The sequence below is a fragment of the Patescibacteria group bacterium genome (assembly GCA_041651155.1).
Lineage (GTDB): Bacteria > Patescibacteriota > Patescibacteriia > CAIXNZ01 > CAIXNZ01 > JAPLYF01.
Window position 1 is genome coordinate 295,198 of sequence record JBAZJU010000001.1, and the last position, 14,822, is coordinate 310,019.

21 protein-coding genes are annotated in these 14,822 nt (G+C 35.5%); 19 read left to right on the plus strand and 2 right to left on the minus strand.

Features of this window, described 5'->3' with window-relative positions:
• Positions 1–72: 72 nt before the first annotated feature.
• From WC460_01600 to WC460_01630, 7 genes are all read left to right on the plus strand, one after another.
• Positions 73–1,134, plus strand: coding sequence for a 4Fe-4S dicluster domain-containing protein (locus WC460_01600; protein ID MFA5188037.1), 1,062 nt, complete (start codon positions 73–75; stop codon positions 1,132–1,134).
• 88 nt (positions 1,135–1,222) lie between these two features.
• Positions 1,223–1,603 carry a four helix bundle protein gene (locus WC460_01605; GenBank protein ID MFA5188038.1) on the plus strand — a complete coding sequence of 127 codons (381 nt, stop codon included), beginning with the start codon at positions 1,223–1,225 and terminating at the stop codon, positions 1,601–1,603.
• A 77-nt stretch (positions 1,604–1,680) separates the two neighbouring features.
• Positions 1,681–2,493, plus strand: coding sequence for an FAD/NAD(P)-binding protein (locus WC460_01610; protein ID MFA5188039.1), 813 nt, complete (start codon positions 1,681–1,683; stop codon positions 2,491–2,493).
• A 55-nt stretch (positions 2,494–2,548) separates the two neighbouring features.
• Positions 2,549–3,244, plus strand: coding sequence for a hypothetical protein (locus tag WC460_01615; GenBank protein MFA5188040.1), 696 nt, complete (start codon positions 2,549–2,551; stop codon positions 3,242–3,244).
• Complete coding sequence (locus tag WC460_01620; protein MFA5188041.1) at positions 3,245–3,952, plus strand: hypothetical protein; 708 nt, start codon at positions 3,245–3,247, stop codon at positions 3,950–3,952.
• Between the two features lie 4 nt (positions 3,953–3,956).
• A complete protein-coding gene (locus WC460_01625; GenBank protein MFA5188042.1) occupies positions 3,957–4,355 on the plus strand; it encodes a hypothetical protein in 399 nt (132 codons plus the stop codon).
• A gap of 5 nt (positions 4,356–4,360) precedes the next feature.
• On the plus strand, positions 4,361–4,837 hold the full coding sequence (locus WC460_01630; protein MFA5188043.1) for a hypothetical protein: 477 nt from the start codon (positions 4,361–4,363) through the stop codon (positions 4,835–4,837).
• A gap of 87 nt (positions 4,838–4,924) precedes the next feature.
• Here the strand turns inward: WC460_01630 and WC460_01635 are convergent, their stop codons facing one another.
• Positions 4,925–5,218: a hypothetical protein gene (locus WC460_01635; GenBank protein ID MFA5188044.1), complete on the minus strand. Its 294-nt coding sequence runs from the start codon at positions 5,216–5,218 to the stop codon at positions 4,925–4,927.
• Positions 5,219–5,311: 93 nt separating this feature from the next.
• Between WC460_01635 and WC460_01640 the strand changes: the two genes are divergently transcribed.
• The 5 genes from WC460_01640 (at position 5,312) to WC460_01660 (ending at position 8,555) form a co-directional block, all read left to right on the plus strand.
• Positions 5,312–5,530, plus strand: a complete 219-nt coding sequence (locus tag WC460_01640) for a HypC/HybG/HupF family hydrogenase formation chaperone (protein ID MFA5188045.1) — start codon at positions 5,312–5,314, stop codon at positions 5,528–5,530.
• The gene (locus WC460_01645) at positions 5,514–6,425 is read left to right on the plus strand and encodes a DMT family transporter (protein MFA5188046.1); all 912 of its coding nucleotides are present in this window, start codon (positions 5,514–5,516) and stop codon (positions 6,423–6,425) included. The genes WC460_01640 and WC460_01645 overlap by 17 nt, the downstream gene beginning before the upstream one ends.
• Entirely contained in the window at positions 6,394–7,173 is a 780-nt protein-coding gene (locus WC460_01650; GenBank protein ID MFA5188047.1) for a DUF6390 family protein, read from the plus strand. Before WC460_01645 ends, WC460_01650 begins: the two co-directional genes overlap by 32 nt.
• 91 nt (positions 7,174–7,264) lie before the next feature.
• On the plus strand, positions 7,265–7,648 hold the full coding sequence (locus tag WC460_01655) for a four helix bundle protein (protein MFA5188048.1): 384 nt from the start codon (positions 7,265–7,267) through the stop codon (positions 7,646–7,648).
• A 124-nt stretch (positions 7,649–7,772) separates the two neighbouring features.
• A complete protein-coding gene (locus WC460_01660) occupies positions 7,773–8,555 on the plus strand; it encodes a hypothetical protein (protein MFA5188049.1) in 783 nt (260 codons plus the stop codon).
• 489 nt (positions 8,556–9,044) lie between these two features.
• Here WC460_01660 and WC460_01665 read toward each other — a convergent pair whose 3' ends face one another.
• Positions 9,045–9,497, minus strand: coding sequence for a hypothetical protein (locus WC460_01665; GenBank protein MFA5188050.1), 453 nt, complete (start codon positions 9,495–9,497; stop codon positions 9,045–9,047).
• Between the two features lie 234 nt (positions 9,498–9,731).
• On the opposite strand from WC460_01665, the gene WC460_01670 reads away from it, so the two are divergent.
• The 7 genes from WC460_01670 (at position 9,732) to WC460_01700 (ending at position 14,772) form a co-directional block, all read left to right on the plus strand.
• Complete coding sequence (locus WC460_01670; GenBank protein MFA5188051.1) at positions 9,732–9,959, plus strand: hypothetical protein; 228 nt, start codon at positions 9,732–9,734, stop codon at positions 9,957–9,959.
• A 51-nt stretch (positions 9,960–10,010) separates the two neighbouring features.
• Positions 10,011–11,249, plus strand: coding sequence for a PQQ-dependent sugar dehydrogenase (locus WC460_01675; GenBank protein MFA5188052.1), 1,239 nt, complete (start codon positions 10,011–10,013; stop codon positions 11,247–11,249).
• Positions 11,250–11,443: 194 nt separating this feature from the next.
• On the plus strand, positions 11,444–11,740 hold the full coding sequence (locus WC460_01680; protein MFA5188053.1) for a hypothetical protein: 297 nt from the start codon (positions 11,444–11,446) through the stop codon (positions 11,738–11,740).
• Positions 11,741–12,116: 376 nt separating this feature from the next.
• On the plus strand, positions 12,117–12,353 hold the full coding sequence (locus tag WC460_01685; protein ID MFA5188054.1) for a hypothetical protein: 237 nt from the start codon (positions 12,117–12,119) through the stop codon (positions 12,351–12,353).
• Positions 12,354–12,447: 94 nt separating this feature from the next.
• On the plus strand, positions 12,448–13,716 hold the full coding sequence (locus WC460_01690) for a Ni/Fe hydrogenase subunit alpha (protein MFA5188055.1): 1,269 nt from the start codon (positions 12,448–12,450) through the stop codon (positions 13,714–13,716).
• Between the two features lie 50 nt (positions 13,717–13,766).
• A complete protein-coding gene (locus tag WC460_01695; protein MFA5188056.1) occupies positions 13,767–14,492 on the plus strand; it encodes an RsmE family RNA methyltransferase in 726 nt (241 codons plus the stop codon).
• Positions 14,493–14,517: 25 nt separating this feature from the next.
• Positions 14,518–14,772, plus strand: coding sequence for a hydrogenase/urease maturation nickel metallochaperone HypA (locus WC460_01700; protein MFA5188057.1), 255 nt, complete (start codon positions 14,518–14,520; stop codon positions 14,770–14,772).
• Positions 14,773–14,822: the final 50 nt, after the last annotated feature.

A 14,822-nucleotide genomic window follows, 5' to 3' on the forward strand; every position in this document is an offset into this window, starting at 1 on the left:
ACTGGCGAATAAGGAAATGCATTAAGCGTTTCCTTTTTTATTATCTCAAATTTTGATATAATTAGAGCAGTTATGAATAAAACCAAATTAAATCAATTTGTTGATTATTTAGTAAAAAATAATCTAGTTTATGCGCCACAATATAATGTTGAGGGATATTTGCATTTGGCTGAATTAAAAAATGCCAAAGATTTTTATTTGGGCTCAGAACTTCCGCTTGATTCCTGGAAATGGTACATGTTGCCGCCTTATCAGAAAATGTTTGATTATGAGGGACAAAATTTTAAAGAAAGCTTGCCCGTCTTGGCCGAGGCCAGGTCTAAGATTAAAAGTCAGATTTTTCTTGGCGTTTCAATTCTAGATTTACAGGCCTTAACTTTGCTAAATCAGGTTTTTGAGCAAGACCCTTATTATCAGGAAATTAAAAAGAAAACTTTGGTTATTGGCACAAGTCATGTGCCCAAAGAAAATTTTTATAAATATTTTGCCAAGTTTGAGGAGGATAAACTTGAACATCTGCAGTTTGATATTTTTCTGGCAGTGCAAAAAAATGATTTTAAAATTTATACTGGCTCAGAAGACGGACAGCGACTTTTGGATAAGTTTTCCGCCAAAGGCGGATCCGCCTCTGGCGGAGGCTATAAAAATTACCAGCATATTGAATATGCAGGACCAATCAGGGAAGAAGGGCTAGATGCTCAAATGGTTTCAGTCATGGATGGCATGCAAAATTTCCATAACCAGAAAATTTGGGATGATCTGGGTAAACGCTGTATTCAATGCGGCAAATGCACCATTGCCTGCCCTGTTTGTTTTTGTTTTAGGATTTATGACCAGTCAAATTTAGCTAAAGATTCTGGTAGCCGAAATCGCTGTTGGGACACTTGTTTTTATAATGAATTTACCCAGGTCGCTGGTCCAGCGCCGTCTGCACCAAAACATCGGCTTATGACTACCACCGCTCAGAAAATTTATTTTTGGTACGAACATCACTTTGTCAGAACACCAGCAACCTTTTCTTTGCCTGGGTGCGTGGAATGCGGACGCTGTACTAGGACTTGTCCGGCAGATATAGATGTCTTTCAGACGCAAAGAGATATATTGAAAGCGAGAGAAAAGAAAGCGAAGAAATGAGGAGGTTTGTGTAAATGGTTCGGTTTAATGATTAATTAATAATTTTTAATTTTTAAAGAATTTTTAATAATTTAATGATTAAATTCTTATGGGGGAAAAGAAAAATGGCGTATTTGATTTAGAGGAAAGAACTGGTAAATTCGGCGAAGAGATTATTGATTTTGCTAAGACTTTGCCTGAAACAATTATCAATAAACCATTAATTAATCAATTGGTAAGATCAGGAACTAGTCTTGGTGCAAACTATATGGAAGCCAACGGCGCAGAATCAAAGAAGGATTTTGTTCATAAAATTTCAATTTGTAAAAAGGAATCGAAAGAAACAATGCATTGGTTGAGAATGCTTGCTAAAGCTAACCCGGCCAGGAAAGAAGATTGTGGCAAGCTTTATCAAGAAGCGCACGAATTAACCAAAATATTTGTCAAAATATTAAGTTCATGTAAGAAAAATGGTAATAAGGATAATTAAATCATTATAACATTAGCCATTGATTAAAAATTAATAATTAATAATTAGAAATTAGACCCGACATTTATTGATTAACTATGTTAAACGAATACAAGACCTACAATTGTAAAATTCTAAAGATAGATACAGAGAGTATTGGTTCCAAGACCTTTACTTTAAGTTTGCCTTACAAAGGTTTTTTATTTGAGCCAGGACAATATGTTATGGCTTCACTCCCAGGGTTTGGTGAGGCGATTTTTGGAATTGCATCAAACATGGAAAATAAAAAGTCCATGCAAATAACTGTTAGAAAAGTAGGAACATTAACTTCAGAACTGCATAATAAGAAAATAGGGGATATAATTGGCATTCGCGGTCCATATGGCCATGCTTTTCCAATTGATTTGGCTAAAGGTAAAAATGTGCTTTTGGTGGCTGGCGGCATTGGCATTCCACCGTTGCGACCAGTAATTTTGGATGCTGTAAAATATCCGAAAAAATATAAGAAGGTCTATATTTTTTATGGCTGTCGTGATGAGAGTTTGTTGAATTATACAAAAGAGTATAAAGAGTGGAAAAATGTTTGCGATTTAAGTATAACTTTGGATAATCCTGAAACTAAAAAGTACCGTAAAGGAGTGGTAACAACATTGTTTGATTTAAAAAATATTCCCGCAGATGCCGTAGCTTTCATGTGTGGTCCGCCGATAATGTATAAATTTGTTATCCAGAAATTGATTGCCAAAGGATTAAAACCAGAAAATATTTTTGTCTCTTTGGAGCGCCATATTGATTGCGGACAAGGCGTTTGCCAGCACTGCGCTATTGGCACAAAATATGTGTGCAAAGATGGGCCGGTTTTTTCTTATGCGGAACTTAAGGATTTTAAAAGTTGGCTTGGTCCGATTTAATCCCGAATTATGAAAGCCGAAATCTGAATTTTGGATTTAATTTTTAAAATAAAATATGAAAAATTTTAAAATCATTTTAATTTTATTTGTAACGATAATTTTTTTAAGCGGCTGTAATTTGGTTGTCAAGCCAGTTAATAATGTTAATTTGAACCAGAATATAAATCAGCCGGTCCAAAATGAATTTAATTTTTTTGCCACAGGCAATATGGTGAAAAATAATCCTGGCTTAAAGCCAGACACCTGGTATTTGGTTTATGAAGAGCCGGGCGCGCCAGCTTTGACAATGGAATTAAAATTTGATCAAAATAGCAAATGTAATGTTGAAAACACCCAGGTTCTATGCGCCTCAATTAATTCAGCTGACTTTTTCCAGCAGGGTGAACAGGTGACAGTTAAAGGGACAAAAAGCGATAGTTTGGTTTTAGTGGCAGAAGTGACAAAACAGCCGATAAATACATCTGCGGGGAGTCAGACCGTTACCTTGGCTGATAACAATAAAACCATAACCCTAAAAATCGGTGAGACGTTTTTATTAAATTTAGGTGAATTTTATAATTGGGATATTAGCATCAGCGATCAAAATATTATTAGCCGGGTAGTAAATATTTTGGTGATCAGGGGAGCGCAGGGTGTTTATAAAGCCAAAACTGCAGGCACAGTTACGCTGAGTGCGACGGGTACCCCGACCTGCTACCCTCAATGCCTGGCGCCGTCAATCTTATTCAAGTTAAATATTGAAGTAAAATAGATGAAGAGCCATTACCCACAAATTAAGTTTGTAATTGATTATAAAAAAGATACAGAGAATGCAATTGATTTTTTAAAAAGAAGAAAAGGTCACCCCTTTATTAAATGGTTTTTACCACAAAATTTTCAGTATGTATTAGAAAGTAGTTTCTCAGAAAAGGAGAGAAATAAAATTCTCAGGGCTTATACAAAATTTATTTTTGCAGTAAAAAAACAGGAAATTGTTAAGGGCACGCAAGAAGCGAGAGAAAATTGGGATAAAGTAAAAGATAGATATTTTAAATTAGTTGATAAAATTTTTTACGGACGGAAGTGGCCAAAAGGCAAATATCTAGCAATTGTTACAATTTATGGCATGTATCCTAGAGATATAAAAAATAAAATGTTTTCTTTTCCTTTTTGGCATCGCTTGCCAAAATTTTCCAATTCAGTAATTGCCCACGAAATGCTGCACTTTATGTTTTTTGCTTATATTAAAGATAGATATGGACTAATTGAAGGAAGCAAAATTAAGAATAAAAATCCCGAATATTTATGGCAGGTTTCAGAGGTATTCAATGATGTAATTGAAAGATGGGCACCGCATTATAGAATTTTTAAGCGCGGCTCCAAGCCCTATCCCGGAACACAAAAGATGTATGATAAAATGAAAGCTGATTGGAAAAAGTCTTCGGATCTAAATAAATTGCTTGATAAGTGGTTAAAATAAATTTATGCAATATAAAAAACATCCAGAACGAGTTTACCGGCATCTATTATCCATGCCCGTGATTTATTTTATGATTATTCCCTTGGTTCTTTTTGATCTATGTTTGGAAATGTATCACCAGATTTGTTTCCGGCTTTATAAAATTCCCATTGTTAAGCGTTCAATGTATATAAAAATTGACCGCCAGAAATTAAAATATTTAACGCGCTGGGAAAAAGTTAATTGCGCTTATTGCGGTTATGCCAATGGCTTAATGCATTATGCTTCAATTATTGCAGCTAAAACTGAGAAATACTGGTGTGGCATTAAGCATGCCAAAGATCCGAATTTTATACCGCCGGAACATCATAAGAATTTTTTAGAATATGGCGATGCCAAAGCTTATGAAAAATTAAGTAAATAAAATATATGTTTAAGCCAAAGATTTTTGAAGGGGGGAGGAGTGAGCCTTTGCAGAAGAGCGCGGAATTTAAGATAGTAAAAATTAGAAATTCAGTAATTGAGGAGGAGAAGATTTTTGAAAAATTTGAAATATTAGGCTTGATTAAAAATATTGCCAAAGAAGAGGATATTGAAGATGATCAACTTGAAATCACAGAGGAATATTATGATCGGAATAATAAATTGGTTGGCTTAAGAGTTTATGTGAAAGTTGGCAGGGCTAAAGGCGTGGGGTGGGGCAGTATATTTTATGAATATATGGTTAAAGGCGTTCACGAAGGACTTGGTTCTAGTGCGGATTCTTCAATTTGTAGAATATACGGGACTATAGATAATCCGGATGTCCCTGATCAGGGCGGTATTGTTGGAGAATATAAAGATGGGAAATGGGAATTAAGGCCAGGCGTGATTGCGCCAAAAGCAACAAATCTTCACTTGTTGTAGCAAGCTATGCTTTTGCGAAGGTAAATGTAAAATAAGTAATTTAAAATAAAATAAAAGCTGGATCAGATGATCCAGCTTAAGGGGGTTTTACGCCTGTGTTTGCAGCAGCCTTAGTTGCTTTCTGCGTTCTCTTTCCCTTTGCCGTTTTTCTTCTTTTTCCATTTCAGAAGCTGCTTCCTTAATCGCGGCAATGGTTTTGCCTTGTTTGCCCTGGCCGACGCAAAAGCTGACTTTCAGTGGGTCTTGACCCTCTTTAATCGGATTTTTGTGCTTTGGCAGGGTAAAAGGCGGAGGAAGATTAAAGATTTGTCCGCAAAATATGCAGCGTACTTCCTCTTTTTGCGGCGGCACGGGTACGGGTTTTTGATCGTTTTTTTCCAAAATTCCCTCCTTGGTTGATTTTTTTGCCACAGTCCCTTTGTAGCGCCTTAATTGTATATAATAATATAAGCGTTTGTCAATTTTATTAAATTTATGTGTTTAAGCATCCCATATAAAATAAAAAAAATTATCGGACAAAAAGCAGTCGTAAGTACTGCCAATAAAAAAAGCAGGGAAGTAAGTTTGAATTTATTAAATAAAGTTAAAGTCGGGGACTGGATTTTAGCTCTAAATAATTTTGCGATCCAAAAGATTGCAGCTAAAGAAGCAAATCAAATTATTAATTTATATAATTATGAAAAAAGTAAATAAGGGCTTGTATCTGGTTTTGGGCACTGCATTAATTTCAGGCGTTTCGGTTTTTCTTAATAAATTTGCGGTATCAACAGTCAGTAATTCTGATATTTTTACCACTAGCAAAAATTTGATAGTTGGCATAATTTTAACTGCCTTGATTGTAACTCCTTTTTTGTTTAATAAGTTAAGAAAAATTGCTAAAGATGATTGGGTAAAATTAGGCCTAATAGGAATTATTGGCGGCAGCGTGCCCTTTCTTTTATTTTTTAAGGGTTTAAGCATGACCAGTGCTACTAGCGCTGCATTTATTCATAAAACATTATTTGTTTGGGTCAGTTTATTGGCCATCTGGTTTTTAAAAGAAAAAATAGGCAAATTGCAATATTTGGCTTTGGCTTTATTATTTTTAGGTAATTTAGCGCTGTTAGGCTTTAAATTTTTTAATTATGGCTATGGCGAACTTTTAGTTCTAACTGCGACTTTGATGTGGACAATTGAATTTGTGATAGCCAAAAAAGTTTTAAAAAATGTTGCCTCAGAGATCGTGGCTTGGGCCAGGATGTTTTTTGGTTCAATGATACTACTTGCTTATTTATCAGCTACAGGTCAGATTCATACTCTAGTCTCTTTAAATTTAAACCAATGGATTTGGGTGATAATCAGCTCAGTTTTATTGTTAGGTTATGTTTTAACGTGGTATAAGGCTTTGAAATATTTGCCAACGGTAACCGTGACATCAATTCTAGTATTAGCTTCGCCGATTACAACCAGTTTGGAAATTATATCTAGCCATAAGTTTAATATTTATCAAATTGGGGGATCTTGCTTGATTACTTTAGCTTGCATATTAATAATTTATTCTGTAAGGAAAATCAAAGATGTCCAAGTTAATTCCCCAAAATTCAATTGAAGGTGTTTTGCGCTGCGCCAGATATGCATTTATGCCCAATTATTTCGCCTATTGCGGGCCTGATAAAAACAAGGCGCTCTTTGAGTATTGCAGCCAAAATTATTTTGAGCCGACTTTACAAAATATTTTGTCAGAATTTGAAGTAATGCACCCTTATTTAAAATTAATTGCCAGAGAAAATAGGATTAAAGATGAATTTGACCCAGAAGTTGTTGAGGCCTATTGGCTTGGCAATAATTTAATTGAGAATGTGCAAATTAAAAAGTTGTACAGGCATTTTACAGAGGATAAAAATCTAAAAGCAAAATTGCCAACTTCTGTGGCAGAAAAAGTTTTAGGTTTAGCGCCTCAAATGACAAAGCCGCATCATAATTTTCATGTCATGAATATCTGGTTGCGCGCCGGTAAGGTAAATATTATGCACACCTTGAAATCAATTGATGAATGCAGGATTTCCTGGGGTAAAATTAAAAAAATAAAAAAATCATCCATTTTGGTTGATTACAAGCCTTTAATTATAAAAGATGATAAAATAACTTTAGGCGATACATTAGAACGAGAAGTTTTAACCCAGTTTGCGGATAAAGGATTTGTTAAAGATTTAAAAATCGGGGATATTGTGACAATTCACTGGGGCTGGGTCTGTGAAGTAATTAATAATTCACAATTAAATAATTTGCAAAAATATACACAAGAAAGTTTGAATATTTTTAATGAGCAGGGGAAGGAATTTATATGGGGAGGGTGAAGAAGGTAAATTGATAGTAAGACAATGGTAAGACAATTGTAAGACAGTGGTAAGACAATGGTAAAAAAATTATAAAATAAAAACAAAAATCATGGAATTAAATAATTTGGAAATCTATAAATTGGCTGTGGAAATTGCCGAAGAATGCTGGCCAATATATTCAGAATTTGATTGGCAAACCAAGAAGTTGATGGGCGATCAATGGATGCGGGCGGTTGATTCTATGGGAGCTAATATTTCTGAAGCAAATGGCCGTTATCATTTTTTGGACAGAAATAGATTTTATTACGTCGCTCGCGGTTCTTTAAAGGAGTCTGTCCATTGGACTAATACTTTATATAAACGTGAAAAACTTACTGAAATGCGATATAACTCAATATTTGGGAAGCTTAAGAATTTGGATGTAAAATTAAATAATGCGATAACTTCTACCTATAAGACGAAACAAGACGAAGGGCAACGGAATCGTTTGTAAGACGATTGTAAGACTATTGTAAGACAATGGTAAGGCAGCTGTAAGATCGTGGTAAAACAATTGTATTACAATATATTACCATGGTATTACAATCGTTTTATTCGCCTAATTCCAAGCAAACATTATGAAGTCAAAAAACAGATTAAAACCCCACGTCGCCATCTTCGGACTAACAAGCTGTGAAGGTTGTCAATTCTCTCTCTTGGATTTGCATGAGAAATTTTTAGAATTAACCAGCTATATTGAATTGGATGAATTTAGATTAATTGAGGATGAAAAAGAACGCTCACATTATGATATTGCTTTTATTGAAGGCAATCCTGTGACCACGGAGAATTTGCATATTTTAAAACGCATTAGGAAAATTTCAGATGTGGTGGTTGTTTTAGGCAACTGCGCTGATTTAGGCGGGGTTTGGGAAATAAAAAATTACCATGATTTTAAAAAAATAGGCTGTTATGTTTACAAATCATGCAAGACAATTGAAAATAGGGAAGTAGTAGAAGTGCCCAAGGCCATTAAGGTTGATTATGTAATTCCTGGCTGCCCGATTAATGCCCAGAATTTTTTAGATTTGGTATATAATCTTATAAACAAAAAACCCTGGGCTTTGAAGATGAATCCGGTTTGCTGGGAATGCCAGATTAATAAAAACCCTTGCCTTTTGCAGGAAGGGAAGATTTGTCTGGGGCCAATTGCTTTAGCTGGCTGTAATGCAGTCTGTTTGAATTCGCGTCAGGAATGCTGGGCGTGCCGGGGAATTTTAGATCAATCAGATGAGAAAATCAGGAATTTGATTAAGATTTTACAAAATCATGGTTATAGCCTGGCTGATATTTTAGAGAAAATGGAATTTTTTGGAGCACGAGATAGAATTGAAGCTGCCATGAAAAAGGCAAATGACTGAGGAAATAAAGCTAAGAGACTTGACAATCATTATATTAAATTGTATACTCCATTCGCGGAACAAACTGCAGCCCAAAAAGCGGCATACGGGAAGCTGTATAAGTTTCGCAACCCTCCTTTTGTAGCGCTGAGTCCTAGGTCTCGGGAAATGACTGTCGCCCAACAGTCATATATCAGGGCGGGCTCAGCGCTGAAAACTCTGGGGGAACATTAATTGTTCCCCCTTTTAAATTTCTTATGTTAAAACTTGCTTGGAAGCGTCTTATTGACAAAGTTTCCAAAATGTATATAATTTAGATGAAGCCTGTTGTCACTGCAGGCTTCTCCTCAAAGCGCTGAGCTTAGATCTCGGGTATGACTGCTACCGTCACATATTCAGGCTGGGCTCAGAGCAAGCAAATTCGGGAGAGCGTATTATCGCTCTCCCTTTTAAATTATTAAAAAAGAAAAAGGCGAGATTGCTCTCGCCCTTTTATTTTTTAGTTCTTAGCTATGCCGCTAATGTTTTTCTGGTTGATTTTCCTTCTTTGAAGGCTTGTAACGAGCTAAGAAGATTTTCCCTTATTTGCCAGTTGCTTTTGTCTGCCATTTCAATGGCTTTGCCAGTTTGAACGATAAGCGCGGCTACTTGTTCTTCAAGTGATCGCTCAGCTGGAAAACGTTTGGCATAAGGGCCGGGAATTTCGTTGTCGTGGTCTGTCCCGCAATTGCATGTTCCACCATCATCGATAAACGAGCCGCATCTAGCGCATCGATTACCGAATCGACCAGGATATGATGCCCGGTTGAATTCGATGAGGAAGGGTTTTTCGCCGATAAATTCTGCAAGAGCATTAAATACCGGCTGGGTTTGATGTTTACACCGAGTCCCTCTCTGGAGCAAGGAAATGGCGCAGGCACATAAGGTGCCTAACTTTTCCGCGTGGTTGGTCGCAGCAACCATTTTAAATACCTCCGGTTTGTTGTTAATGTTTTTCTTTTGCTAATGGTATTAGCACTAGCAAAGAGCTTCTTTGCTTTTATCATAATAATTACTTAAAATTTTGTCAAATTTGGGTTTTTAAAGATTTTTGGTATAATGTTTATAGAATAAAGCAGTAAGAATTTAGAATATAGAAGAAATTCGTAATTGTTGTATTCTTTGTTCTATATTCTTAATTCTTAATTCTAAAAAAATATGACTGAATTTTTATCATTTGACTTGCAAACAGCTTACAATGAAATCAAAAAACGCGCTGAAGAGGCGCCAGTGACTAATAAAGAGGCCTGGGATGAAATGGTTGATGATTATATTACTGAAAGGTTAGAAGTTGGGGAATTAGATTTGGATAATGACAGCCAGGGGATGATTGAAGAACTAAAGTCAATGTGGTCTGAATATGAAAAAAATCTGAATATAAGATAACAGAACCACGAAATTTTATCACTAAATAACACGAAAATTAATTTAATGTAAATGAACAAGTGGTTAAAAATTTTAGTTATTGTTTTTGTCATTCTTGCCATCGGGCTAGCTGGTATTGTTATTTATTTTTATCCGCAGATTGGGCCGGCTTTTGGTCAGCCAGTGGCAGATGTGAGTAAATTATTAAATGCGAATAATAATACGAATGTAAATAATAATGCGAATATTGCGAATGATGCGAATGTCGCGAATGTGGTTCCGGAAGTTATAACGCCAACTGTTCAGGGTCCATTTACGATTTTGGGTAATTTTAAAATTGATGTATTTGCCAAGGATTTGAATACGCCAAGAGTATTGCTTTTTGATGATCAAGGTAGTTTGCTGGTTTCAGCCATGGGCGAGGGCAAGGTTTATGCAATTAAATCCGATGGCTCAAAAGTTGTCATAGCTTCAGGTTTGAATAATCCGCATGGTCTGGCCATTGATAACGGTTATTTATATATTGCTGAAACAAACAAAGTCAGCCGTTATACTTATGATTCAGCCAACTTAAAATTAGGCAATAAAGAATTTTTGTTTAATTTGCCAAGCGGAAGCGGACATTTTACCAGAACATTGCAATTTGGCCCCAATGGATTTTTATATGTGTCAGTTGGCTCATCCTGCAATGTTTGCCATGAAACTGATGAGCGCAGAGCTACGATTTTAAAATATGACCCGTCCAATTGGTCTTATGAAATTTTTGCTAAAGGCTTGAGAAATACTGTTTTCTTTATTTTAAATCCCAGGACCAAGCAGTTTTGGGGCAATGATATGGGGCGTGACAATTTGGGCGATAATTTGCCGCCAGATGAATTTAATATTTTAAGTGCTGGCAAAAATTATGGCTGGCCAATTTGTTATGGCCAGAAAATTAATGATCGCAATTTTGATAAAAATGTTTATATCCGTGATCCTTGCGCTGATTCAGTGGCACCGATTTATGAATATGGCGCGCATAATGCGCCGCTTGGCCTAACTTTCATTGATTCAAAAAAGTTCCCAGCAAGTTGGCAAGGAGATTTACTTGTAGCATTACATGGTTCCTGGAATAGTTCAGTACCAGTTGGTTATAAAGTTGTGCATTTGAAAATTGATGGCAATAAAGTTGTCAGCTCTGAAGATTTTATAACTGGATTTTTAACTTCAGCTGGAGTAATTGGCAGGCCTGTTGATTTGGTGTTTGGGAAAGATGGTGCGCTTTACCTCTCTGATGACAAAGCAGGGGTAATTTATCGGATTTATCGGTAATAAGATGATTGTAAAACAATGGTAATATGGTGGTAAGACAGTGGTAAAACAATTGTATTACAATATCTTACAACTGTCTTACAATCGTCCATCCCTTGACATTTTTATAAAAATGAACTAAGCTAAAATATCAAGAGTTCTTTAAGGCATCAGTTTATACTTAATTCTAAACAAAGTAAATAAGGAGGTAAATAATGTTAATAGATGAAAAAGATGAAAGGTGTTCTGAAGAGTCAATAATCATGAGTGGATGTAAAAAGCGAGATGAATTATGGGAATCTCTGCATATGAATAAAGAGGCAAATAGCCCATTAACAGAAGTTGAATGGGATATGTTAATGAAGCATGTCGAGGAGTGTGATATTTGTAGAGAGTCATTCGCGGCATTTCATCAACTCCTGGAAACACATGGAAAGGAGATAGTGGAGGGTATGATAGATGATTGGCCGGAATTAAGGAGAGAAATACTATCTCCGAAATGTCTTCATTAAGGAGTCAGTTTCTTAGGAATAAAATATAATGTAAAATTTAGCTAGCGGGAAATGCTAGCTTTTTTATTTGCGTAAATTTGGTAAGGCGAAAACGCCAAGAAACGGAATGACAGACTTTAGTCTGTTACTTAAAATAGGAATTTGGTAGTTTGTGTTTTACCTGGGTTCAGTACAACCTCCCCTGAGCCACTCCTTTTTTAAGGAGGTAAAGCGAGGATAAGAATTTTGTATATTTGTAGAAGATTCGTAATTTTGTAGGAATCCCTTGACATTTTCATAAAAATGAACTAAGCTAAGATATCAAGGGTTCTTTAAAAAGCATCATTTGATGCTGAAAGTTTGAGTACAAAAAAGATAGTCTAAAAAGGAGATAATTATGTCAGAATATAAAAAATGCCCAGAAAAGGAGAAAATTATGGCTTCCTTTGGCAAGAAATCTAATTTTGAATTAACAGATGAGGAATGGGATAAAATTCGTGAACATACAAAAGAATGCAGTATATGCAAAGCAAATAATGCAAAAGTAGAAAAAAAATTTTTTCACGGAATTGAACCCGATGCCCTCCGGCAACCATTAAAAGAGATTGAAAATTCTCCTCACAATGATGACTAAGTAAATTTTAACAAAAAAATGTGAATAAGAGCTACTTTTTAATAAGTAGCTTTTTTGTTATGCAAATATAAGGTATAATAAAAGCAAGATTACTATGTCAAAAACAAAAACAATTAAAATCAACCACATTGCCAAAATGGAAGGGCATACTGGATTTGTGGCTTCAATTTTGGAAGGAGATGTGATAAAGGCGAAATTGGAAACATTAGAAGGCGCGCGTTTGATTGAGGGCATACTTTTGGGTCGGGATTATTTTGAAGTGCCCATGATTACTGCCAGAATCTGCGGCATTTGTCCGATTGTGCATTTTCTTTCAGCCACGCATGCGATTGAACATGCTTTTGGCATTAAAGTTTCCAGCCAGACCATTGCTTTGCGCAAAGTCATGGAACTTTTGCAGATAATCCATTCCCATTCTTTGCACATGTTTTTTCTGTCTTTGCCTGATTTTTTTGGCATTGAAAATGATTTGAATTTTATAAAAAAATATCCCAAAGAAACCCAGGCGACTTTGCGAGTGCGCCAATTTGCTATAAGTATGGTTGAATTAATTGGTGGACGTATTGTTCATCCTTTAACCATTGAAGTCGGCGGGTTTAAAAAATTGCCATCTATTCAGGAAGTAAATAAATTATTGAAAAATTACAATTCTCTTTTGGCTGATGCGATTTTTATTGCTGAATTTGCGCGCAAAATAAAATATCCAAAATTTAGCCGGGAAACAGAATTTATTGCCCTGGATAATAAAAAAGAATATGAAATTTTATGGGGTGACATTATAACCAGTAAGGGGAAAAAATATACTGTTAAAGAATTTCAGCATAAGATCAAGGAATTTCACCAGCCGTTTGAAAATGTTAAAAGAGTAAGTTTGGATAAAGAGCCTTATTTTACCGGTGCTTTGGCGCGTATAAATTTGAATCATGATAAATTAAATCCCCAGGCTAAAAAACTCTGGCTGGAGGCAAAACAAAAAATGCCTTGTTATAATACTTTTTATAATGTCTATGCCCAAGCAGTGGAAATCGTCCATTGTCTGGAAGAAATTAATAAAATTTTTAAACAACTGGGTAAAATTGACCAGAAAAATATTAAAGTTAAGGTTAAGCCCAAAGCAGGCGTGGGTTATGGCGCGGTTGAAGCGCCGCGGGGAATTTTACTGGATTATTATAAATTTGATAAAAATGGCAAAGTTCTTGAGGCCAATGTGATTACGCCCACGGCGCAATTTTTGGCCAATTTAGAAGCTGACTTAAAAGCATATTTGCCCAATGTTTATAAATTGCCGGTTCATGAGCGCAGGATAAAAATTAGGGCTTTGATTCGGGCGTATGATCCGTGCATCTCTTGTGCGACACACTAAATTTACACCCTGCTTTAGCAGGCCCACTAAAGTGGGGAATAAAATTTAATATGTTTAGATTCTTTCTTCCCACCACAATTGAAGACCCACAGAACATAGTCATTTCTGATAAAGATATTATCAAGAAAATCACCAAAGTTTTGCGTCTAAAAATTGGTGATTCTTTGTTTTTGTTTGATAACACTGGTGAGGAATACGAAGTGATATTTAGTGAGCTAAAAGATAAAAAAATTTTTTGCCGTTTAATTAGGAGGATTGAAATTGACAGGGAACTGCCAATTGAAATAGTTTTATATCAAGCACTCTTAAAAAAAGACAAATTTGAATGGGTTTGTCAGAAAGCAACTGAAATTGGAGTTAAGAAAATTGTGCCTGTAGTAACGGAATTTTGTGTGGTCAATGAATTGAACCAGAATAAAATTAGTCGTTATAAAAAAATAATTGAAGAAGCCACAATGCAAAGCGGAGGGAAAATTCCGCCAGTTTTTGAGCCAGTAATTAAATTCGCAGATGCTGTAAAGAATTTAAATCCCCGAGATTTGAATTTAATTTGTTATGAACAGGAAAAATCCAATAATTTATTAGATATTTTAAGAACTCATGGCAATAAGACAATAAACATATTTATCGGATCTGAAGGCGGCTTTTCGCAGTTTGAAATTGATCTAGCGCGGCAGAATTCTTTAATTCCGGTTAGTTTAGGAAAAAGAATTTTACGCGCAGAAACTGCGGGAATTGTGGCGTGTGGGATAATATCTCAACTATTCGTAGATTAGTAGCTAATTAGTAGATTAGTAACCTATGCATGATTTACATCTTGCCAACCAAATAATGAAACTCATTTTAGAATACGCCCAGAAGAATAAACTCAAAAAAGTTACTGGCGCGGTTATTGGATTAGGACAAATTACTGAACATGGTTCAGAAATCGCGCCAGAGAATTTGGAATTTAATCTTAAAATGCTGGCCCAAAATACTTTGGCAGAAGATTTAAATGTTGAGATTAAAATAATTAAAGGGGATAGTTGGGTTTTGAATGAAATAATTGGTGAATAGCGAAAACGGCACGAGACCTGTACTTTATAGCGGACTTTAGTCCGCGAAGG